Origin of the sequence: Parvimonas parva (assembly GCF_045866535.1) — a bacterium.
In the GTDB taxonomy this organism is placed as follows: Bacteria; Bacillota; Clostridia; order Tissierellales; family Peptoniphilaceae; genus Parvimonas; species Parvimonas parva.
This window is the reverse complement of record NZ_AP038371.1, coordinates 452,451-476,404: the sequence shown is the minus strand read 5'-3', so window position 1 is coordinate 476,404 and position 23,954 is coordinate 452,451. Positions and strand designations below refer to the sequence as shown.

The window sequence follows — 23,954 nt, the reverse complement described above, 5'->3', positions numbered from 1 at the left end:
TCATTTTGAACAAGTGTTTACAATTACAAATATGACTTTTATTTAATTTTTTTGTGTTATGATACAATTGATGTGAGACCAAGGGTACAAAAAAAAGAGAATATCCTATATAATTAAAACAACAAAAAAATTAACCAGAAAGGAACTCTCTTTTATGAATAATATTATATTACAAAATCAAGAAAATATAAAACACAACCAACGTTATATCCCTCATTTACTTCAAACAAGATACCATGCTGTTAAAACTTACAGAAACGGTAATTCTGTTAGCTTTGTTTGTAGAAGATATAAAATATCTAAAGCCTCCCTTATGCGTTGGAATAAAAGATTTGATGGCTCTATTGACTCCCTTAGGGATAAATCTCATAGACCTTTATCTAAACATCCTAATTCTAATACCGATACTGAAATTTATTGGATTAAAAATCTCATTAGAAGAAATCCTAATATTTCTTTGATTGAACTTTATGCTAAACTTAAACTAAATAAAGGTTATACTAGACACCCTTGCTCCCTTTTTAGATTCCTTAGAAAACTTGGTTTTTTTTAAGATGTTAAACAACCTTCCAAACCCTATGTTCCTAGACCTTATCATACTCCTACTAAAATTGGTGTTAAAATGCAACTTGATGTTAAATATGTTCCCAATTCTTGTTATGTTGGTAAATATCCTGACAAATTCTACCAATATACAATTATTGATGAGGCAACTCGTGAAAGGTTTATTTATCCTTTTAAGGAACAATCTTCTTATAGTACTGTTACTTTTGTTAAAATGGCTATTAAACACTTTGGTTATACTCCTGAAATTATTCAAACCGATAATGGCTTTGAATTTACACATTTTAAAGATACTAAAAGAGTTCATCCTTTTGACAAACTATGTAATGAATTGGGTATTAAACATCAATTAATCAGACCTAGAACACCTAGACACAACGGAAAGGTTGAAAGAAGTCATAGAAATGACAATGAAAGATTTTACAGTAATTTATCTTTTTATTCTTATGAAGATTTGATTGTACAAATGAAAAAATATCTCTACAAATCTAATAGATTACCTATGCAAACTTTAAATTGGCTTTCACCTATTGAAAAACGTAAAGAATTATTAGAATTAAAGGAGAATTAATTCTCCTTTAATTCTAACATACAGGTTATGTTTTTTTATAATTTTTGGTCTCACGTCATTTACAAATGTACAATATGACTTTTATTTAATTTTTTTGATATTTTTTTATTAAAACATTTACAATTATACTTATACTATATAATAAATCGAAAAAATTTATAAAATTTAATCAACAAAAAAGCGAGTAAAACAAACTCGCTTATATCATAACATCAATATTAATTAATAACTAAAAAACGCCACAAAGGCAAACAACCCAAACAAAATTACAATTTGCTTTTCTTAATTCTTTATAACATTCGTCAATTGTTGCCCCACTTGTATGTATATCGTCAACCAATAGAATATTTTTTTCGGTTAAATCCCCTTCGACTGAAAAAGAATTTTTCAAATTCATACTTCTTTCTTCTAATGATAAAAAATGTTGTGATTTTGTATTTTTTACTTTGTGTAAATCATCAAACAATGGTATTTTTGAATATTTTGATATTTCTTCAGCCAAAAGCTTTGAATGATTATATCCTCTTAATTTTAATTTTTTCTTGCTTGACGGAACATAGGCAATGTAATCCATTTTTTCAAGCAAAGTTTTATCTAAGTTTTCAAACATCAACTTTCCAAAAGGTTTTTTAAGATAAACTCCATTTTCAAACTTAAATTCCTTTATTTTCTTTTTAATTATTCCAGAATAGTAAAATAAAATATCTTTTTTAAAAATTTCTTCTCCATAATCATTAAAAATCTCTTTGTCATATCTTCTAATTTCAGATATACATTCTTCACATAGATATGAGTTTTTAATCACATTTTCTTTACAGAAAAAGCAATAATCTTCATTATAAAAAAATGTTTTAAAAAATTTTCTAAGCATTACAACAATTCCTCTACAAGTCCAAAAAAGTGTTTAATTCTATTTTCTAAATTTGAATATCTACTGTTTATCGTATTGTTTTGAATCATATTGTTCATAACATTTTTATCTCCAACCAAAACAATATTTTCTTTAGCTCTAGTTATTGCAGTATATAATAAATTTCTGGTTTGAAGTAATCTATATCCGTCAAACATAGGAATGATTACAGCTTTAAACTCAGAACCTTGCGACTTATGTATAGTTATCGCATAGGCAAGTTCTAAATTATCCAAATCTTCCAAACTATATTCAATTTCTCTTTTATCGTCCATTTCAACCGTAACTTTTTTACTAGATTTATCTATAAAAATTATATGTCCCATATCTCCGTTATAAACTCCAAAAGCCTCTTCTCCGTCGGAGTCCAAAAAAGAAAGATTGTAATTGTTCTTAGTCTGCATAACTTTATCATTTACACGAAAAATTTTATTTCCAACCAAAAGCTCATCACTTGTTTCAGTTTTTGGATTTAAAATATCCTGTAATAACCTATTCAACTCCATAACTCCACAGATACCTTTTCTGCTTTGAGTTAAAATCTGAATATCTTTAGAAAAATTATAACCATAAGCCTTTGGAAGTCTTTTACTTATCAAATCCACAACTATATTTCTAGTTCGCATCGGACTTTCAGTTTTTAAAAAGAAAAAATCACTATTTTTTTCATTTAAAATCGGTTCTTGTCCGTTATTTATTTTATGTGCATTAACTATTATATTGCTATTTTCAGACTGTCTAAAAATATCAACTAACTTTGTATATTTTATTTTTTCTGAATTTATCAAATCCCTTAAAACATTACCTGAGCCAACACTTGGCAACTGGTCAACATCTCCAACTATAATTAACTTTGTACTGTCCTTTATTCCTCTTAGAAGTTTTTCAAAAAGTACGATATCAACCATACTCATTTCGTCAATTATGATTAAATCCGTATCTAAAGGATTATCTTCGTTGTATTCAAAATGTCCAATATCATCATAACTACTTGGAATATATCCTAACATTCTGTGAATTGTTTTCGCCTCAAAACCTGTCGTTTCTTCAATTCTTTTAGACGCTCTTCCAGTAGGAGCGCAAAGAGATATATTATATCCATTATTCATAAATATTTTTGCTATTGTATTTATTATTGTAGTCTTTCCGGTACCGGGTCCTCCGGTTATTATTGTAACATTTTCTTCAAAACAAGATTTTATTGCATCAATTTGAATTTTTGATAGTTTTATGGATAAATCTTTTAAAGATTTTTTTATTTCACTATCAACATCAAATAAAATTTCCATATCTTCATTTAAAGCCGTTTTTGCAAGTTTACTTGCAACATAACTTTCCGAAACATAAAGATAATCTAAATAAATATTTGTTTCTTCAAAAGAATTATCAATAACAATATCAGAAGATAAGAGTAAGTTCATATAAACAGGCTCAATAAGGTCTGTTTCAACATTAATCAACTTAGACACTTCAAGAGTAAGTTTATCTTTCGGATAATAAACATGACCGAAATTAATAGCTTTTTGAGTTAAAACATAAAGTATCGCCGATTCAATTCTGTATGGACTATTTTTATTCAAATTGTTTTTCAAAGCAATCTCATCAGCTTTCAAAAATCCAATTCCCTTTACATTCTTAATCAGCTTATATGGATTTTCATTAATAATTTCTAAAGTATTTTCTCTAAAGATGCTATAAATTTTTTTGGATAAACTAAGGCTTATTCCAAGTCCACTAAGATGAAATAAAATATTTTTACTAAATCTTAATTCTTCAACGGATTTTTTTATTTTTTCGATACTTTTCTTTCCGATTCCTCTAACTTCAATCAATCTATCAGTTTCATCAAAGACAATATCCAAACTCTTCTTTCCAAATTCTTCAACTATAAATCTTGCATTCTTTGGACCAATCGTTGAAATAATACCGCTGGCTAAATATCTTTCAATCTCAGCAACAGAGCTTGGAAGTTTCTTTTCGTAAGAAGACATATTTAATTGTTCGCCATATTTATTATCGTATGTAAATTCTCCCTCTATTTCTAAAGTTTCTCCAACGTTAATTGAATCAAAAATACCTACAATTTTCAATTCTCCATCAGTTGTATTCAAGTCAAAAACGGAATATCCATTTTCTTCATTTACATATCTAACCTTTATAACTTCTCCTGTTACTTTCATAACTTCTCCCGCATACAAATTTAGGAAACTACAAGTAGTTTCCTAAAAAATTAATCTTCTATTCTTTCAATATTCGCACCTAAAGACTTCATTTTGCCAACAAAATCATTATATCCTCTATCTATATGATAGATATTTCCGATTGTTGTTGTACCATCTGCAACAAGTCCTGCTAACACTAAAGCTGCTCCCGCTCTTAAATCAGTTGCTTTTACTTCTGCTCCAACAAGTTGTCTAACACCGGCAATTCTTGCCTCTTTACCACTTGTAGCAATGATTGCACCCATTTTATTAAGTTCTTCAACATGCATAAATCTATTTTCAAAAACTGTTTCTGTAACTTTTGCTTGGTCTTCACAAACACATAAATAAGCCATAAATTGTGCTTGAACATCTGTTGGAAAACCGGGATAAGGTAAAGTTTTTATATCTGTTCCTTTAATCTTATCAGCACCCTTTACAAAAATTGAATCTTCATCTTCATTTACAACAACATAAGCGCCAGTTTCTTTAAGTTTTGCAATAACCGGTTTAATATGATTTGAAATACAATTTTGAACAACAACTTTTCCACCTGTAATCGCAGCAGCTATCATAAATGTAGAAGCCTCAATTCTATCAGGGATAATTGTATGAACAGTACCTTTTAACTTTTCAACTCCAACAATTCTAATTGTAGAAGTTCCGGCACCTGTAATCTTAGCGCCCATTTTATTTAAAAAGTTGCCTAAATCTACAATTTCAGGTTCTTTTGCTGCATTTTCAATTATAGTTTCACCTTTAGCTAAAGTTGCAGCCATCATTATATTTTGAGTCGCACCAACTGAAGGGAAATCTAAATAAATAGTATCTCCATAAAGTTTTTCGCCTCTTGCTGAAACCTTATCAGGTTCTTCATCGATTAATGCACCTAAAATTTTAAATCCTTTTAAGTGCAAGTCAATAGGACGTGAACCTATTGCACAGCCACCAGGTAAAAACGCCTCTGCTCTTCCAAATCTTGCAAGTAGTGGACCCATAACTAAAAATGACGCTCTCATTTTTTCCATTAGAGTTCTATCAGTTACAAATGAATTTATATGACTGGAATCTATTGAAACTCTATTTTCAGATAAAAATTCAACTTTTGCTCCCAAACTTTCTAAAACTTTTAAAATTATTTTTACATCTACCAAATTAGGAACATCTTCTAAAATTATCGGCTCAGTTCCCAATAATGACGCAGCTATAATAGGAAGTGCTGCATTCTTCGCTCCATCTATCTTAACAGTGCCTTCTAAAGGTCCACTCTTTTTTACTAATATCTTAGGCAAACAAATCCCTCCAAAATATTTTTTTATTACAATTTCATTAATTAAATTATCTTTTAATATCTAGACTAATGTAAACTTAATTATATCATATTTCCCAATTCAGACAAATTTTTATAAGGTTAAATATGATGAAATTAAATTATCTTTTAACATCTACACTAGTGTAAATTTAATTATATCACATTTTCTGATTTTATGGTATATTTTCAAATTATTTATTGTTTTTCTTGGACTTATATCTTAATTGTGAATCTAATATCTTCTTTCTCATTCTTAAACTCTTAGGTGTAATTTCGATATATTCATCACTTTCGATAAATTCCAACATTTCTTCCAAACTCATAATTTTTGGAGGACTAAGTTTTAAAGCATCGTCTGATGCTGAAGACCTAATATTTGTTTGTTGTTTTTTCTTACAAACATTAACTTCAATATCAAGACCTTTTGCATTAGAACCTACAACCATTCCTTCATACACTTCTGCCTGTGGAGAAATAAATAATATTCCTCTTTCTTGTGCAGCATTTAATCCATAAGCAGTAGCAACACCTGTTTCAAAACAAATTAATGAACCGACATTTCTCTTTGGAATTTCTCCTTTAAATGGTTCATAATCCTTAAACTCAGTATTTAAAGTTCCACTTCCTCTAGTATCAGTTAAAAATTCTGAACGGTACCCAATAAGACCTCTTGCAGGAATATTGAATATAAGTCTGGTATAACCGGCTTGTGATGGATTCATATCAATTAAGTCCGCTTTTCTTTGTCCTAATTTTTCTATGATTGATCCTACAAACTCTTGGTCAACATCGATTGTTACAGTTTCTATCGGCTCTAATAATTTACCATTTTCATCTTTTTTATATAATACTTCAGGTTTAGAAACTTGGAATTCATATCCCTCTCTTCTCATATTTTCGATTAAAACAGAAAGATGCAATTCACCTCTACCTGAAACTCTAAAACTATCTGTTGAATCTGTGTCTTCAACTCTTAAACTTACATCTGTTTCAAGTTCTTTATATAATCTTGCACGAATTTGCCTACTTGTAACAAATTTTCCTTCCTTACCTGCAAAAGGAGAATTATTTACTATAAAGTTCATTGCAAGAGTTGGTTCAGAAATCTTTACAAAAGGAACAGGAGTAACATCATCTAAAGAACACAAAGTATCTCCAATGCTAATTCCTTCAACGCCGGTTACGGCAATAATATTTCCTACTGATGAACTTTCAATTTCTTTTCTTGATAAATTTTCAAATTCATAAATCTTAGTTATCTTTATTTTTTTATTTACGCTACTGTCATTATAGTTTACAATAACTGCATCATCCCCAAGTTTAACACTACCACTTTCAATTTTACCAATACCTATTCTACCAACATATTCGCTATAATCTGTTGTTGAAATAAGTAGTTTAAAAGGTGCATTTTCATCTCCCTTTGGAGCAGGAACATAATCAACGATAACATCTAAAAGAGTTTTCATATCCTCAGTTTTTTCGTTGAAATCCATAGTTGCATAACCGGCTCTTGCTGATGCAAAAACAAATGGACTTTCTAAATATTCCTCTGATGCCTCAAGTTGAATAAATAAATCTAAAACTTCATCAACAACTTCTTCACATCTAGCCTCAGGTCTATCAATTTTATTTATACAAATAATAGTTGGAAGTCCAAGTTCAAATGCCTTTCTCAAAACAAATTTTGTTTGTGGCATAGGCCCTTCAAAAGCATCAACAACAAGAACAACACCATTAGCCATTTTTAAAACACGTTCAACCTCTCCACCGAAGTCGGCATGTCCCGGAGTGTCAATTACATTTATCTTAACTCCCTTATAGTCAATAGCTGTATTTTTTGAAAGAATTGTAATTCCTCTTTCTCTTTCAATATCATTAGAGTCCATTACTCTCTCTTTAACATCTTGATTTTCTCTAAATGCACCACTACTCTTTAATAAACAGTCAACAAGAGTAGTCTTACCATGGTCAACGTGTGCAATAATTGCAACATTTCTTATATTTTCAATCTTTCTCATATATTTTCCTTTCTAAATTTTAAATTCAACGCATAACAATTAATTATAGCATATAAATACAAAAAAGTAAAATAATTTTGTTGGTTTTATGCCTTTTTATCTAAAAAAGACAATCCGTTACGAACTGTCTCTTTTGAAATATTTGCATTAAATTTTTATTCTAGTAAAATATTGCTCTTCATTTTCGCTAAATATATATGCTCCACAATTTAGCTGAGTTTTTAAAGAGTAAGGATTATCCTTATTTACACTCATATAAATTTCGTCTTCTTCAATTTCATCTTTTATAAGCTCGATTACTAGTTTAAGTCCTCTAGTTGCATAGCCTTTATTTCTATATTTTTTTATAATTCCATAACCGATATGCCCTGCTCCATCTCTTAAAGAGTCATTAAGTTTTTTGCGTACTTTAAAAAGTCCCACAATTTCACCATTATCCCATAGAAAATAATAATTTTGAGCAACTCTATTAGGTTTTAAGTCAATTCCCTTAGATTGTTTTTCACAAGTTGGAATTACCTCGTTTACAAAATCTTCAAATGAAACATTATAAAATTTATTCTCAAATCCATTTTCATCCTCAGGAATTGAAGTTATTGCAATATATTCTTTCTTTGCATCTTCAATATTCATCTCTTTTAAAAATAACATATAATCACCTTTTATATAAGTCTTATATTTCTTTTAGTTTTAAAATTTCCTCATCTTTTATTTCTAAAATTTCTATTTTATTTTTTATTTCTTCGTATTCAAAATAACTTCCAATAAGTTCTTCAAAACTATTTTCTGCATTTATTTTGGAAATTTTTCCATTAACTATTTCAACATTATAACCTTTTTCTTCATTTAACACAAAAGTACATTTTGGAGATTGTCCATATATCCACTCTTTTGTAGAATATTTTTCTTCTTTTATTCTATCAATATTTAAAATATCTTCTTCTGTCAATTCATAAATTTTAAAATCTTCTCTCATTTTTAAAATTTCATTTTTCAACTTTTCAATAAAATCTGAAATTTCATAATTCAAATTTGAAATATCTTTTAAATTTGCAACACTACTTCTAACAGACTTGGCAGAATTCGAAACAACTTGCTTGTGTTTTACATTCAAAGCTCCTCTTAAATCCTCTAAATTACTATTAAACAAAATACAACCATGGTGTAAAACTCTCTTCTTTCGCATAAACTGAGAATGTCCACAAATTTTATTTTCTCCAACTCTAAAATCATTTCTTGGAGAAACATAAGCATCTATATTCAAACTTAAAAGAGCATTATACATCGGTTTTAAAAATTCTTTAAAATTTAGTTCTGTATCTCCGGTCGTATTTGTTATGTAGGTATAATTCAGATTTCCAAAATCGTGAACAACAGTTCCCCCTCCCGAAATTCTCCTTGCAATTTTTATTTTATTTTCAAAACAGTATTTCATATTTACTTCTTCAACTAAATTTTGATGCTTTCCAATAACAACGGAAGGCTCATTAATCCAAAGCATGAATATTTCATCTTCTTTAAATTTTTCAAAGATATATTCTTCCATTGCCAAGTTGAAATAGACATCTGTAATTTTATTTTTTATAAAAATCATATTTTCTCCTTAATTTCATAAATCATAAATAAACTTACAATTATTTTATCATATTCAATGAAAAAAGGATAGAATTTTTTTCTATCCTTTCAAAAATAAATTTCTATTTTCTTGGTAAATGAACGCTAACTCCTTCAACATCTGCGATTGCCTCGTAGATTGCCTCTGAGAATGTTGGGTGTCCGAATACCATTTTAATTGCTTCTTCAACTGTAATTTCTGATTGCATTAAAACTGAAACTTCGTTGATTAATTCACTTGCTCTAGGTCCAACGATATGTGCTCCTAAGATTTCTCCATATCTTGCATCTGAAATAATTTTAACCATTCCTGATGAATCTCCATGAGCTAATGCTCTTCCGTTTGCTCCATAGTTAAATTTACCAACTTTTACATCATATAATTTCTTAGCATCTTCTTCTGTTAATCCTACACTACCAATTTCAGGATATGTGTAAATTGCTCTTGGAATGATATTATTATTATATTTATCTGACTTTCCTTCAACGATTTCAGACGCTACAATATCTCCCATTTTAAATGCTGAATGTGCTAGAAGATTTATTCCGTTTGAATCTCCCGGAGCATAAACATTCTTCATACTTGATTGCATTTTTTCATTTACAACAACATTTCCATTTGATAATTCAAGTTTTACATCTTTTAATGCAGTTAAGTCAGCCTCTCTTGTTGTAACTAAAACAAGTTCTGAACTTGAAATTTCTTCTGAGCCTGCTAATACTTTTTCTCCGGAAATTTCTGTAATTTCTTTTCCAAAAATAAATTTAACTCCAGCTTTTTCTAAAGATTTAATTAAAATTGAAGAAACTTCTTTATCTATAACTTCAACAGCAAAGTCTTTCTTTTCAACAACTGTTACCTTAGTACCAAATGAATTAAAGATTTGAGCCATTTCAACTCCAATATAATCTGCACCGATTATTGTTAAAGTTTTAGGAGCCTCTTTTAAGTCTAATGCCTCATCTGTATCTATAACATTTTTAGAGTCAGAGCCTTTAATATTTTTAACACATTTTGAACCACCAGCAAAAATGATTGAACCACAAACAAGTTCTTTTCCACTTTCTAAAGTTACATTTCCATTTGCATTTATATAAGCAGTTTCTTTAAACATTTCAACTGAATTGCTCTTTAATAAGAATTCAACTCCTGCAGTAAGTTTTTTAACGATTGAATTTTTAAATTTCAATGCCTTAGCTACATCAACAGTTGCGTTATCATTTTCTAAAACAATTCCTCTTTTACTTGAGGCTTTAATTCTTTCTATATCTTCAACATTTTGTAAATATGTCTTTGTAGGGATACAACCTCTATTTAAGCAAGTACCACCAAACTTATTATTTTCAGCAATAGCAACTTTTGCTCCCTTTTGAGCAGATTTGATAGCTGAATAATAACCAGCAGGGCCTCCACCGATTACAACTACATCATATTCACCGTCTTTTAATTCTTTTTTAGTTTCTGTTTTAACATCAACTTTTTCTTCTTTTGAAGTTTCTTTTACTTCTTCCTTAACTTCTTCTTTTACAGGTTCTGATGCACTTTCAGGAATTACATCTCCCTCATCACCGATATATGCAATAGTTGTTATAACCGGAACAATTTCTCCGTCTTGTTTTAAAATCTTTAATAAGGTTCCTGATGCCTCTGCCTCAATTTCCATATTAACTTTATCAGTCATTATTTCTAAAATTATTTCGCCAGCCTCAACCTTATCTCCTTCTTTTTTTAGCCACTTTACAATTTGGCCTTCTTCCATTTCACTACCAGCTTTTGGCATTATTATTTCTGTTAACATAATTTTCTCCTCACACTAAACTAAAATTGAAATAGGATTTTCTAAATAATTTTTCAAAGTATTTAAAAACTTTGCAGCCTCCATTCCATCAACAACTCTATGGTCAACCGTAATTGACAACTTCATAATAGGTCTTATAGCTATTTCTCCATTAAGCACAACCGGTTTATCAACAGTTGCACTAACACCTAAAATAGCACTATTTGGTTGATTGATGATTGGAGCAAATGAATCTATTCCAAACATTCCTAAATTACTAATAGTAAATGTACTATCTTCTAACTCTTCTGATTCTAATTTCATTTCAACAGCTTTTTTAGTTAAATCTTTCAATGAAATCATAAGTTCCCTTAAACTCATCTTTTCTGCATTCTTAACTACCGGAGTTAAAAGTCCATTTTCAAGACCAACAGCCATAGCAAGATTTACATATTTATGAAGTAAAATCTTAGTTCCGTCTTTTGACAAACTACAATTTACATAAGGATGTTTCATTAAACTCTTAACAGTTGCTAAAGAAATTATATCTGTAATAGTAAGTTTGTATCCAGTTTCTTCTTTTAATTGCTCCATAATATTTGCTCTTAAAGTCTTAACTTCTGTCATATCAACTTCTATATTAGCAACAAAAACCGGAGCTGTGAAATAACTTTCACTCATTCTCTTAGCAACAGTTCTTCTCATCATTGACATTGGAACTTCTGTAATTTCGCCATAAGATTTTTGAACTTCTGTAACTTCAGGTTGTAGAACTTCTATCTTAGCTTCTTGTGCAACTACATTTTCATTTCTCAAGAAATCTAAAACATCGTCTTTTAAAATTTTTCCATTAACACCTGTTCCAACAACTTTTGATAAATCTATATTTTCAACTTCTGCAATTTTCTTTGCAAGAGATGAAACTCTAATAATTCCAAAATTTTTAAAATTTAAAACATCTTCTTTTTGTATTCTTCCCTTAGGACCTGTTCCCTTTAGTAATGATAAGTCGATATTATTTTGTTTAGATAAAAATCTTGCAACGGGAGTTGCTCTAAATTTTATATCAGACATAATTTCCTCCTATCTATTAACTGCTTTTCTAATCGCATTTTTTATATCTTCAACACTTGGAACAATAACTGCCTCCAAGTTTTTAGCAGAAGGAATATTTGTATCAGCACCTGCCACTCTATAAATTGGAGCGTCTAAGTAATCAAAAGCATCACTTTCAGCAATTCTTGCAGAAATTTCTCCACCAAATCCACCAGTCTTGAATGAATCATGGCAAAGTACAAGTCTTCCCGTTTTCTTTACAGATTCAACAATTATTTCTTCATCTAAAGGTACTAAAGTAATAGGGTCAACAACCTCAACGCTAATTCCTTCAGCTTTTAATTCTTCTGATGCTTGTAAAGCTCTTTCTAACATTCTTCCCCAAGAAACTAAAGTTACATCTTTCCCTTCAACTTTAACTTCACCTTTTCCAATCTCTACAATTTCTCCAACTTTAACTTCGCCTTTTCTTCCAAAAAGTGCTTTTGATTCGATAAAAATTACAGGATTGTTATCTCTAACAGATGCCTTTAAAATTCCATAAGCATCATTTACAGTTCCTGGTGCAACAACCTTTAAGCCAGGAATATGGCAGAACCATGATTCAAGAGCCTTACAATGTTGAGCAGCGGCTCCAGTACCTGAACCTGACGCACAACGATAAACAACCGGTAAACTAACTTCTCCACCTAACATATATCTCATTGGAGCAGCTTCATTTACTATAGCATCCATAGCGATTGTAACAAAGTCCATAAAAGTTAAATCAACGATAGGACGCATACCAACTGATGCAGCGCCGGCAGCAGCACCTGCGATAGCAGCCTCACTAATAGGACAATCTCTAACTCTTTCTTCTCCAAATTCTTCTAACATTCCAACAGTAGTTCCAAAGTCCCCACCGAAAATACCAACATCTTCTCCCATTAAAAACACATTTTCATCTCTACGCATTTCTTCAGACATTGCTTCTTTTATTGCCTCACGCAAAGTCATAATCTTTATTTCACTAGCCATAATCTTCTCCTATTTTAATAAATTTTAAGCATAATTATCTGTAAAAGCATCTTTTTCGTCAGCTAAAGGTGATTCCTTAGCAAAAGTTATTGCATCAGCAATAATTTTCTTTACATTTTCTTCCATATCGTCAAGTTCTTTTTCAGTTGCAATTTCATTTTCAATTAAATATTTTTTATATGCTACATTCGGGTCTTTTTCTTTCCAAGCATCAACCTCTGCCTTATCTCTATACTTACCGGCATCTGATGCAGAGTGTCCAAACCATCTATAACTCTTTGATTCAACTAAAACAGGACCATTTCCCTCTCTTGCATATTCAATAGCCTCACTCATAGCGTCATAAACATCTAAAACATTATTTCCGTCTTCAACATAAATTGATTTTACTTTATAAGCCTCTGCTCTATCAACAACTCTTTTGGCAGTCATTGATCTTTGTTGAGACATTGAGATACCATAATTATTATTTATTACATAAAATATTAAAGGTAATTTCCAAATTGATGCCATATTTAAACATTCGTGGAAACTTCCCTCGTTAGTAGCACTTTCACCCATACAACAAACAACAACATTGCCTGTCTTTTTCATCTTTTGAGCAAGTGCAGCACCGGTACTTAAACCATGTCCACCACCAACGATACCATTACAACCCATATTATTTACTTCAAGATTATAAAGGTGCATACTACCTCCACGACCTTTACATTGTCCGGTAGCCTTTCCTAAAATTTCTGCCATCATTTTATTTATATCAATACCTTTTGAAATTGTTTGACCATGTCCTCTATGATTTGAATACATTAAATCTTCTTTTCTCATAGGATAAATAGCACCTACATTCGCAGCCTCTTCTCCAACAGAATAGTGTGTCATTCCATGAATAAAACCTCTTGAATATAATTTACTAAGCTCCATATCAAAATGTCTTATAAGTAACATTTTGTCATACATTTCCAAAAGTTCTTTTTTTGTTAAATTTTTTGAATTATTCACAATAAACCTCCAAATTAAATATCAAAATTAATTTCTATCAATTAATATTTTGTATCAATATTTTACCTCAATTTTTTCATAAATATCAAAACTTATTCAAGTTTTTAACAAAAAATTTTCAAGTATTCAATTATAGTGATTCAAATCACGATAAATTCAAAAATTTTTATTACATTTTTGTAATTATTTTATTTTTTTATCAAATTATGATAAAATATATCTATTAGATAAATTAATCAAGGAGAATGTTATGAAAAAATTTTTTAAATTATTTTTAATGTTAATGGCTCTTACATTAGTTGCCTGTTCAAATAATAAAAAAGAAAAAAAGGATGAAACTAAAACTTCAAACACAGAAATAACAACGGCAATAAAAAAACAAAAATATAATCTTGACCCAAGATATTCAGATAGTATTGAAAATGATGCTGTTGTTTCTCAACTTTTCGAAGGTCTTACAGAATATTCATCACATGGAAAAATTGCTTTAAATCAAGCTGAAAATATAGAAAAAAGTGAAGATTTTAAAAAATGGAAAATAACTTTAAGAAAAAATTTAAAATGGTCAGACGGTTCAGACATAACTGTCGAAGATTATGTTAAATCTTGGCTTAGCATTTTAAGTAGTGAAAATAAAAATCCAAATGCCTTTAAATTATTTTTTATAAAAGATGCAAAAACAATTTATGACGGAAAGGCAAAATTAAAAGAATTTAACGGAATTAAAATTTTAGATAAAAACACAATTGAAGTAAATATGGAATATCCAGTTAAAAACTTTGACGAAATACTTTCAAATGTTTTTATGTTCCCTACAAAAAAAGATACTAAAATTGAAAAAGAAAATCTTATAACTAACAGCGCTTTTAAAATCAAAAGCTATGGAGATGAAGAAATAGTTTTAGAAAAAAATGAAAATTACTGGGATAATGTAAATACGAAAGTAAAAAAAGTAACTTTAAAATTAGTCGAAAATGATATACTTGCTTATCAACTTTTTGATTTAAAACAGGTAGACTTTTTTGGACTTCCTTTTTACGAAATTCCTTATGAAAGACGTGCCGACTCAAGCAAAAAACCGGAATTTTTAAACTTTAAAACAAATATTTTTGAATTTTTAAGTTTAGATACAAAAAATGAAATTCTAAAAAATGAAACATTAAGAAAAGATTTAGAAACTGTAATAGATTCAAAATTTATTGCTGAATTTGTATTGTATAATAACTCAACACCTTTAATTGCAAAAGAACAATTACTTTCAGAAAAACTAGCAAAATTGAAAGAAGAAGTAGAAGGAATTATAAACTCTTCAAAATTACAAGAAAAAATAATAACATTAAAATATAATGGAACAAAATTATCTGAAAGAGTTTTAGCCTCTCTTTCAAAAGAGTGGATTGACAAATACAAAATAAAAGTTAGTATAAAAAATGAAGGAGAAAGTGCAGTTACTCATTCAACATTTAACATTGGAACAACTGATGAAACAGATATAAAATATTATATAAATCATTATTACCAAAATGATGATTTTTCAAAAATGTATGAATCAGTTGAGGACTTACAAAAAGAAAATTTCATTTTCCCACTATATAAACGTTCATTTTCCGTTTTAGTTCACAATAATATACAAGGACTTTATGTAAGCCCAAACGGAACATTACTGATAAAAAATTTATTAAAACAATAATTTTTACATTAAACAAACTTATACGTCATTTTGAGCAAAAAAGAACATAAGTGAATTGCTGTCAATATAGTCCTACTCCTTTATCCACAAATTTTTTCACATTATACATTTAAGTAAAAACATTGTATTTTTTATATTTGTGGTTTATAATATAGCTGATAAAAAAATAAAAAACAGGGGCTTGTTATGAAAAAAATTTTATTAATTTCAACCGGTGGAACAATCGCATCAATGCCAACTGATGAAGGTTTAACACCAAAAATCGACTCAAAAAAATTACTTGAATATTTAAACTTTACAACACTTGATTTTGAAGTTGAAACTATCAATTTATTAAATGTAGATTCAACTGATATGAGACCTGAACATTGGTTAAAGATAAAAGATGAAATAAAAAATAATTATGAAAAATATGACGGTTTTGTTATAACACATGGAACAGATACTATGGCTTATACAGCATCTGCCCTATCATATTTGATACAAAACAGTCAAAAACCTATCGTGTTGACCGGCGCACAAAAATCAATAGATATGCATATAACAGATGCAAAAAATAATCTGTTAAATAGTCTTTTATACGCATCAAAAAGCAAATCAAAAGGTGTAAGTATTGTTTTTGACGGAAAAGTAATTGCAGGAACCAGAGCAAGAAAAGAAAGAACAAAGAGCTTTGATGCATTCGCATCTGTAAACTTCCCCTTCTTAGCAATTATGCAAGATGAAAAGATTTACAGATATATAAACAATGAAGAAACAGAAAAAGAAGTAAAATTTTATGATTTTCTTAACACAAATGTATTTGTCTTAAAGCTAATACCTTCAATGACTGCAAAAATTTTACCTGAAATTTTTAAAAATTATGATGCAATAATAATTGAAAGTTTCGGTGTTGGTGGTATTCCAAAGACAATAGAAACCGAATTAAAAAAGTTAATTGTAGAGTATGACAACAAAAAGACTATCATAATGACAACACAAGTACCACAAGAAGGCTCCGACGTTGGTGTTTATGAGGTCGGAAAGAGAATAAGTTCAATCTCTTACCTTGAATCTCACAATATGACAACAGAGGCAACTGTTACAAAAATAATGTGGATACTTGGAAATTTTGAAAACAACTTCGAAACAGTAAAAAAACTATTCTACACAAAAATAAATAACGATATGATTTTTAACGAAATGTAAAATACAAAAAGCAAAAGAACCCAAAGTAAACTTTGAGTTCTTTTTTTCATAAATTTTATAGGTGAGTTGTGTATACTAAATAATTAAAATATTCCAAGTCCTGTAATAAATATTATGATTAATGCTACCGGTAATATATAAGCTATCGGTTTAAAGAATGCAGGAACTTTAATTCCATTTGCTCCAGCATTAACTTCTTCTCTGAAGTTATCAAATTTCCAAACGAATAATACATAAAGTATTAATGAGATTGCTCCAAGTGGCATCATAATATTTCCTGATAAGTAATCTGCAAAGTCAAATAAGTTCTTTCCTATAATCTTAACTCCACTGTTATGATACAATTGATGTGAGACCAAGGGTACAAAAAAAAGAGAATATCCTGTATAATTATTAAAACAAAAAAATTAACTAGAAAGGAACTCTCTTTTATGAATAATATTATATCACAAAATCAAGAAAATATAAAACACAACCAACGTTATATCCCTCATTTACTTCAAACAAGATACCACGCTGTTAAAACTTACAGAAACGGCAATTCTGTTAGCTTTGTTTGTAGAAGATATAAAATATCCAAAGCCTCTCTTATGCGTTGGAATAAAAGATTTGATGGCTCTATTGAATCCCTTAAGGATAAATCTCATAGACCTTTATCTAAACACCCTAATTCTCATACCGATACTGAAATTTATTGGATTAAAAATCTCATTAGAAGAAATCCTAATATTTCTTTGATTGAACTTTACGCTAAACTTAAACTAAATAAAGGTTATACTAGACACCCTTGCTCTCTTTTTAGGTTTCTTAGAAAACTTGGATTTTTTAAAGACGTTAAACAGCCTTCCAAACCCTATGTTCCTAAACCTTATCATACTCCTACTAAAATTGGTGTTAAAATGCAACTTGATGTTAAATATGTTCCTAATTCTTGTTATGTTGGTAAATATCCCGATAAATTCTACCAATATACGATTATTGACGAAGCTACTCGCGAAAGGTTTATTTATCCTTTTAAGGAACAATCTTCTTATAGTACTGTTACTTTTGTTAAAATGGCTATTAAATACTTTGGTTATATTCCTGAAATTATTCAAACCGATAATGGCTTTGAATTTACACATTTTAAAGATACTAAAAGAGTTCATCCTTTTGACAAACTATGTAACGAATTGGGTATTAAACATCAATTAATCAGACCTAGAACGCCTAGACACAATGGAAAGGTTGAAAGAAGTCATAGAAATGACAATGAAAGATTTTATAGTAATCTATCTTTTTATTCTTATGAAGATTTGATTGTACAAATGAAAAAATATCTCTATAAATCTAATAGATTACCTATGCAAACTTTAAATTGGCTCTCACCTATTGAAAAACGTAAAGAATTATTAGAATTAAAGGAGAATTAATTCTCCTTTAATTCTAACATACAGGTTATATTTTTTTATAATTTTTGGTCTCACATCATTTACAAATGTACAGTTCTTTCCTATAATCTTAACTCCACTCATTACATTTAATCCAAATATTGTAAATAATCCAACTACGAAGATAGATGCTAAAGCATAAACTGCGCCTTTTGCTCTTGATAGTTTTAACATATCTGAGAATGAAGAACTGATTGGTTCTAAGTATCCTAATGCACTTGATAATGCTGCGAAGAACATTAACAAGAAGAACATAAATCCGAATATTTGTCCAAATGGCATGTGCATAAATACATTTGACATTGTAACGAATAATAAGTTTGAACCTGAGTCAGGTTTTAATCCTAATGCAAATACTGCAGGAAATGTTGCAAAACCAGCTATTAATGCAGCTAATGTATCAAAACCAACTACCATTAAACCATCTTCTGGAATGTTAGAGTCTTTTCTTAAATATGAACCATATACGAAAGCTCCACCGCTTGCTATACCAACTGAGAAGAAACATTGTCCTAGTGCAGTAAGGAATGTTTGAGGTGTTACTTTTGAGAAGTCAACATTCAAATACCATTTGATACCTTCACCTGCTCCAGGTAAAGTTATTGACCTTATAACTACTATGATTAACATTATGAATAATGCCGGCATCATAAATTTACAAGCTTTTTCAAGTCCTGAGTTTAAGTTCTTAGCAGCAATTACTCCAATTATAATTGTACAAATTAATGTCCAAATTATAAGTTGTGTAGGATTTGCCATTAATGAATCAAAAGTAGCTGAGAATTCTTTTGCTGTAAACCCTTTCATACTTCCTGATAACATCTTAAACATATACGCCATTATCCAACCCATAATATTGATATAATAAGTTAAAATGAAGAATGCACTTAAAACTCCTAGCCAACCAAAACTTACCCAAGGGCTACCTTTTTTAGTTAATTTTCTCATACCAACAATTGGACTTGCCATTGCTTTTCTACCTAATGTAACTTCCATATAGAATAGAGGAATACCTATAACTATACAGATCGCCAAATAAATTAATACAAATGCTCCACCACCATTAGTTCCAACTAGATACGGAAATCTCCAAACGTTTCCAAGACCTATTGAAAATCCAGCCGCAGCCATTATGTAACCAAATCTACTGTTCCAACTACTTCTATTTTCTTCCATAAATTTATCCTCCTATAAATTTACAACATAAAAATTTAATCATAAATATCTTACTTTAATTAGTAAATATAACATTAAATTTTGGATTATTCCACTTGCAAATTTATTGCAAGTGGAATATTAATTTTTTTCAAATTATACAAAAAGCAATGTAAATTATTTTTTAAAAAAATGTTGCATCTTGTATATCAGTTGCTAAAGAGTCAACTGCTCTTTCAACTAAATCTCTTCTAACTGCATATTCTTTGTCTTTTTCTAAAGCTGCATTACCTACAGGGTAAGGAATTGCAACTGTCGGTACGATTCTGTTAGCTCCAACAGATTTTGAAATTGTAACTATTGTAGCCATATGAACGATTGGAATACCATATCTTTCAATTTCTTTTACTATCGTTGCACCGCAACGTGTACAAGTACCTCAAGTAGAAGTTAAGATAACACCGTCAACTCCGGCTTCTTTTAATTCTTTACCAATTTCAACACCGAATTTTATAGAATTACCAACAGCTGTTCCTGTTCCTGTTGTAGTATAGAAATATTTATAAACTTTTCCAATCTTTCCTTCTTTTTCCATTTCTTTAAGAATATCCACAGGAGCAACTCTATCAGGCATTTCATTTGCATAAACAGGGTCATATCCACCATGGATTGTACAATAATCTTTTCCTAATTCACTTAATCCTGAAACATCATATTTGCCCCATTTTTGTGCAGATGCTGATTGAATCTTATCAGGGTTTCCTAATGGAACAATACCACCTGATGTAACAACTGCGATAGTTGCTTTTGATAAGTCAGCTATTGCCTTTGCAGGTTCAACTTTATCGAAAACCGGCATTGGAAGTTCTGTTTCAAATTCTTCTCCGTTTAATCTCTTCATCAACATTTCAGTTGCTCTAATAGCACCTGTTTTTTCAGAGATAACAGTAAGTCTTTTACCTTGAGCAAAATATCCGTCAACTAAAGGTTTAACTACTTCGCCATTTAATAATTTTAAAGTTAATTTAGCCATAACAGGTAGAGCTTTACCCATAGCACTTGCTACATTGCTTGTAGGAACAACATAAGCTATTGATTTACAAGCATCAAGTCCCGGATTTTCTTCAAACATTCCTGTAACAACCGGAATATTATATTTTTCAGTTACAAATTTTGCAACTCCGGCACAAGCCATACCATATCTACCGGCATTGAAAGCAGGTCCTGCTACAACAATATTCGGTTGAACTTTTTCCATAACTTCTTCTATAAATTTCAAAGAGCTTTCTAAATTTTCATTGAAATAGTTATCTCCACAAATAACAGTTCCAACTACTTTTGAATCTTCTCCTAAACTTCTTTCAAAACCCATTGCAGGTCCAACTGCTTTTTCTTCAAAAGTTGGAGCTACATGAGCCATTTCTTCACCACCAATTTGTCCAAAGAATTGGTTTATATAATATAAAACTTTTTTACTCAAAACTCTCACCTCTCTTAGTATAATTCAACAGTTGCGTTGTGATAACCTATTTCAGAAGTTGCTCCTATAACGGCATTTAATTCACAATCAAGAGTTCCAGTTTCCGGATTATATGCTCCGTCCCAACCGCCGGCTAAATTAGCGATAGCTTCTGAATCTCCTAAAACTTTATCAGCTTTTTCTAAATGAACAACATGGCTTACATTACCTGTTGAAATAACTGCTACTGATTCTTTAGATGTGTCTGTTAATGGTTGACTCATTCCGTCCCAACCTGAACATTCATCTGTTACAAGAACAGTTTTGATACCTTGTTTTTCAAGTCTAGTACAAATCATTACTAAATCTGAATCCGGATTTCCGTAACCTTCTTCACTAACTATTACACCATTAGCTCCCAGTAATTTACAAAGTTTAGCAGTGTAATCACAGCATCTGAATTTTCCAGCTAAAGTTGTAAGTTCCGGAGTTAATACAACTCCTACAAAGTTAATGTCTTTTCCATGTCTGCTATATAAATCTAAGATACAAGCATTGTTTTGATGTTGATAAGTAGTAATCTTATCACAAGCGGCTACACAGTTACCACTTATTACCGCTCCGTCCAATTCTTCATTTGGATGAATTAATGTAGGAAGAGTTTGTCTTGTACAAGTTCCATAAATATATCCATCGTGAAGTAATCCTTGTGAAATCATCATTTCAACATAAACAACTTTTGGTAAATTTGGATATTTTTTAGTTTCTTCGTCATTATCTCCGATATTATATTCAACAGTTTCATCAATTATAGCATTTCTTCCTGCTTCTCCAATCAATTCACTTGCTTTAAGTCCAACAAGTCTAACAACTTCTTCATGTTCATGTGGATGTAATCCGTCAACAACCTTAATGTCAATTACGATATTATATGTCTTTGAAAATGGAGTCCATTTTGCTCCTTCTCCCCACATATCAATAACACCTTCTTGGAACCCAACTATATCTCCAATAGTAACAACTGCTGCACCATAAAGCACATTAACAATTCCTTCTCCTAGTTGAGCAACATCAGTTGTAACTCCTGCAAATCCTTTAGCTCCTTGAATCTTTACCCTTGGTTCAATAACGTCCTTTACAGGTATAATTCTTGCTTTTTCACCGGGTTTTGCAAAATCAATATCAATATCCTTAACCCCTGGTTCCTTCTTTAATTCATTAACGATTTCCTCTTTGTTAATAAATAAAGTATGATTTTCAACTTTAGTTTCTTCACCAAAGGCTAAATCTTTAATGAAGATTCTGTTCATTTGAAGTTTCAAAATACCACCTCCACTTATATTTCTAATTTGCTAAGTGCTTTATATTCTTCCAATGCACTTTCCACAAGCATTAAATCAACAAATTCATAATCTTTAACATTTTTGAAATCAATGTTCCGATTTTTCATAGTAAGATTATATTTGTCAATTGCTTCTTCAATGATTAACACGCTATTTTCATCAAAACTATTTTCATCTTCAATAACAATGCTACGAATTGATGAAAAAACCATTCTGATACTAGCTGGCAAAGGATGACTTATCAAAGAACATCCTTTATGTATTAAATCCCTTGTAGTAGTTAAAACATCTATATAACTTCCTTCAACAAACTCAACACAATCAAATTTTTCTTTTACCAAAGAATTATTAGATACAATTTTTAAACTCAAATAAATCACTTCCTTTGTTAAATGTATTATAATATATTATTTTTTGTTTTTCAAAAGTATTTAATAAGTTTTTTATTTGTTGAAAATGTTTTTTATTGTAAAATAATTAAAAAACTATTAATTTTAAACATTTAAAAAAATATAAAAATTTTTTATGAAAACATACATTTTCACAACAAAAAATTTCAAAAACGAAACAATTGATTTAAAATTTTTTGAGGTAAATTTATTATTTGTTTTTTTAGCAATTAAATTTATTAATGTTAAAAATTATTTATTTGTTCGCGATAAAATACTAAAAATATTTTGATATAAATTAAAAAATAGTTTATAATAAATATGAGGTGATTATATGCTTTATATAATATTTTTATTACTATTAATAGATATTTTTTGCATTGGAATAGTTTTTAAAAAAACTAAGGATTTAAACTTTCTTTTAACCTTTGCTATTGAATTTGCAATAATGTTCCTAATTTTTTATTCTTTAGACAATTTAAGTTTAATAAAATCTTTAGCATGGAGTTTAGGTTTTGTTCCATTTGTGGTAATTGCATCTTTACTATGGTTTAAACATAATAACAACAACAAAAAAAAGTGATTAGCTAGTCTAATCACTTTTACATTTTACAATAATGCTGATTTTATTTTTTCTACAAAGTCCTCAATATGTTCTCTTGCATACTTTTCAGCCATTTCTTCATCTTTCTTTTCAAAAGCCTCTACAATTTTTTTGAAAGTTCTTGTAAAGATTTCCATATCACTAAAATATATATCACAATAATGCCATAATCTTTCTGTTTGACAATGTAAATCTGTTAATATATCTATAAGCCAAGTATTAGCACAAGATTTAGTAACTATTTTATGAAATTCTTCGTCAAGCAAAATTGCCTCTTGATAATTTTTAGTTGTATCATAAGTTTCTAATGTTGAAACAATTTCTTTTAATCTCTTTATATTTTCATCTGTCAATTTTGAAACTGCAAGTTTTGTCGCTAATGGATCTAAAACTTTAGTAACTTCAAAAAGTGATTTTATATTTAAAAAGTTTAGTGTCGCAACCTGTACCCCATATCTTGGAACAATATCCACCAACTTTATGGCCTCTAATTGTTGAAATACAGTTCTTATCGGCGTTCTGCTAACACCAAATTCTTCTGAAAGTTCAATTTCATTTAAAATCTTTCCGGGTTCATATTCCAAAGTTACTATACGTTCTTTTAATATGTTAAAAATTTCTTCTTTAGTTTTTCCTTTTTCCTTCATAAAAAA

20 protein-coding genes and 1 pseudogene are annotated in these 23,954 nt (G+C 29.5%); 5 read left to right on the top strand and 16 right to left on the bottom strand.

What is annotated here, in order from left to right:
* Positions 1-154 precede the first annotated feature (154 nt).
* Positions 155-1,135, top strand: a pseudogene (locus ACKTSI_RS02435) (DDE-type integrase/transposase/recombinase).
* Positions 1,136-1,364: 229 nt separating this feature from the next.
* Here the strand turns inward: ACKTSI_RS02435 and ACKTSI_RS02430 are convergent.
* The 10 genes from ACKTSI_RS02430 to ACKTSI_RS02385 all read right to left on the bottom strand — a co-directional run bounded on the left by ACKTSI_RS02430 (position 1,365) and on the right by ACKTSI_RS02385 (position 14,043).
* The gene (locus tag ACKTSI_RS02430; RefSeq protein ID WP_407863037.1) at positions 1,365-2,006 is read right to left on the bottom strand and encodes a ComF family protein; all 642 of its coding nucleotides are present in this window, start codon (positions 2,004-2,006) and stop codon (positions 1,365-1,367) included.
* A complete protein-coding gene (locus ACKTSI_RS02425; protein ID WP_407863036.1) occupies positions 2,006-4,225 on the bottom strand; it encodes an ATP-dependent RecD-like DNA helicase in 2,220 nt (739 codons plus the stop codon). The genes ACKTSI_RS02430 and ACKTSI_RS02425 overlap by 1 nt, the downstream gene beginning before the upstream one ends.
* Before the next feature lie 50 nt (positions 4,226-4,275).
* Complete coding sequence (murA, locus tag ACKTSI_RS02420) at positions 4,276-5,538, bottom strand: UDP-N-acetylglucosamine 1-carboxyvinyltransferase (protein WP_407863035.1); 1,263 nt, start codon at positions 5,536-5,538, stop codon at positions 4,276-4,278.
* A 211-nt stretch (positions 5,539-5,749) separates the two neighbouring features.
* A complete protein-coding gene (gene typA / locus ACKTSI_RS02415; RefSeq protein ID WP_407863034.1) occupies positions 5,750-7,579 on the bottom strand; it encodes a translational GTPase TypA in 1,830 nt (609 codons plus the stop codon).
* A gap of 147 nt (positions 7,580-7,726) precedes the next feature.
* Complete coding sequence (locus tag ACKTSI_RS02410; protein WP_068473849.1) at positions 7,727-8,230, bottom strand: GNAT family N-acetyltransferase; 504 nt, start codon at positions 8,228-8,230, stop codon at positions 7,727-7,729.
* 22 nt (positions 8,231-8,252) lie between these two features.
* Complete coding sequence (locus ACKTSI_RS02405; protein ID WP_407863033.1) at positions 8,253-9,173, bottom strand: biotin/lipoate A/B protein ligase family protein; 921 nt, start codon at positions 9,171-9,173, stop codon at positions 8,253-8,255.
* 103 nt (positions 9,174-9,276) lie between these two features.
* Positions 9,277-10,992 (bottom strand): dihydrolipoyl dehydrogenase, encoded by a 1,716-nt coding sequence (gene lpdA / locus ACKTSI_RS02400; protein ID WP_407863032.1) that lies wholly within the window; start codon positions 10,990-10,992, stop codon positions 9,277-9,279.
* A 15-nt stretch (positions 10,993-11,007) separates the two neighbouring features.
* Positions 11,008-12,045 (bottom strand): dihydrolipoamide acetyltransferase, encoded by a 1,038-nt coding sequence (locus ACKTSI_RS02395; RefSeq protein ID WP_288868746.1) that lies wholly within the window; start codon positions 12,043-12,045, stop codon positions 11,008-11,010.
* A 9-nt stretch (positions 12,046-12,054) separates the two neighbouring features.
* Positions 12,055-13,044, bottom strand: a complete 990-nt coding sequence (locus tag ACKTSI_RS02390; protein WP_068473861.1) for an alpha-ketoacid dehydrogenase subunit beta — start codon at positions 13,042-13,044, stop codon at positions 12,055-12,057.
* Positions 13,045-13,068: 24 nt separating this feature from the next.
* Positions 13,069-14,043, bottom strand: a complete 975-nt coding sequence (locus ACKTSI_RS02385; protein ID WP_308577381.1) for a thiamine pyrophosphate-dependent dehydrogenase E1 component subunit alpha — start codon at positions 14,041-14,043, stop codon at positions 13,069-13,071.
* A gap of 250 nt (positions 14,044-14,293) precedes the next feature.
* On the opposite strand from ACKTSI_RS02385, the gene ACKTSI_RS02380 reads away from it, so the two are divergent.
* A complete protein-coding gene (locus tag ACKTSI_RS02380) occupies positions 14,294-15,733 on the top strand; it encodes an ABC transporter substrate-binding protein (RefSeq protein WP_407863031.1) in 1,440 nt (479 codons plus the stop codon).
* Positions 15,734-15,919: 186 nt separating this feature from the next.
* Positions 15,920-16,921 carry an asparaginase gene (locus ACKTSI_RS02375; RefSeq protein ID WP_201275227.1) on the top strand — a complete coding sequence of 334 codons (1,002 nt, stop codon included), beginning with the start codon at positions 15,920-15,922 and terminating at the stop codon, positions 16,919-16,921.
* Between the two features lie 83 nt (positions 16,922-17,004).
* On the opposite strand, the gene ACKTSI_RS02370 is transcribed toward ACKTSI_RS02375, so the two are convergent.
* Complete coding sequence (locus ACKTSI_RS02370) at positions 17,005-17,265, bottom strand: hypothetical protein (RefSeq protein WP_407863030.1); 261 nt, start codon at positions 17,263-17,265, stop codon at positions 17,005-17,007.
* An 87-nt stretch (positions 17,266-17,352) separates the two neighbouring features.
* Here ACKTSI_RS02370 and ACKTSI_RS02365 point away from each other — a divergent pair, with 87 nt between their 5' ends.
* Positions 17,353-18,333, top strand: a complete 981-nt coding sequence (locus tag ACKTSI_RS02365; protein WP_407862668.1) for a DDE-type integrase/transposase/recombinase — start codon at positions 17,353-17,355, stop codon at positions 18,331-18,333.
* Here ACKTSI_RS02365 and ACKTSI_RS02360 read toward each other — a convergent pair.
* The 4 genes from ACKTSI_RS02360 to ACKTSI_RS02345 all read right to left on the bottom strand — a co-directional run bounded on the left by ACKTSI_RS02360 (position 18,319) and on the right by ACKTSI_RS02345 (position 22,679).
* Positions 18,319-19,527, bottom strand: a complete 1,209-nt coding sequence (locus ACKTSI_RS02360) for a sodium-dependent transporter (protein WP_407863029.1) — start codon at positions 19,525-19,527, stop codon at positions 18,319-18,321. The genes ACKTSI_RS02365 and ACKTSI_RS02360 overlap by 15 nt on opposite strands.
* A 163-nt stretch (positions 19,528-19,690) precedes the next feature.
* Positions 19,691-20,986 carry a glycine/betaine/sarcosine/D-proline family reductase selenoprotein B gene (locus ACKTSI_RS02355; protein WP_288979676.1) on the bottom strand — a complete coding sequence of 432 codons (1,296 nt, stop codon included), beginning with the start codon at positions 20,984-20,986 and terminating at the stop codon, positions 19,691-19,693.
* 14 nt (positions 20,987-21,000) lie between these two features.
* Positions 21,001-22,287 carry a glycine/sarcosine/betaine reductase component B subunit gene (locus tag ACKTSI_RS02350; protein WP_407863028.1) on the bottom strand — a complete coding sequence of 429 codons (1,287 nt, stop codon included), beginning with the start codon at positions 22,285-22,287 and terminating at the stop codon, positions 21,001-21,003.
* A 14-nt stretch (positions 22,288-22,301) separates the two neighbouring features.
* Positions 22,302-22,679 (bottom strand): GrdX family protein, encoded by a 378-nt coding sequence (locus ACKTSI_RS02345; RefSeq protein WP_311526117.1) that lies wholly within the window; start codon positions 22,677-22,679, stop codon positions 22,302-22,304.
* Between the two features lie 352 nt (positions 22,680-23,031).
* On the opposite strand from ACKTSI_RS02345, the gene ACKTSI_RS02340 reads away from it, so the two are divergent.
* Positions 23,032-23,280, top strand: coding sequence for a hypothetical protein (locus tag ACKTSI_RS02340; protein WP_407863027.1), 249 nt, complete (start codon positions 23,032-23,034; stop codon positions 23,278-23,280).
* A gap of 26 nt (positions 23,281-23,306) precedes the next feature.
* On the opposite strand, the gene ACKTSI_RS02335 is transcribed toward ACKTSI_RS02340, so the two are convergent.
* Complete coding sequence (locus ACKTSI_RS02335) at positions 23,307-23,948, bottom strand: GntR family transcriptional regulator (RefSeq protein WP_068473886.1); 642 nt, start codon at positions 23,946-23,948, stop codon at positions 23,307-23,309.
* Positions 23,949-23,954 lie beyond the last annotated feature (6 nt).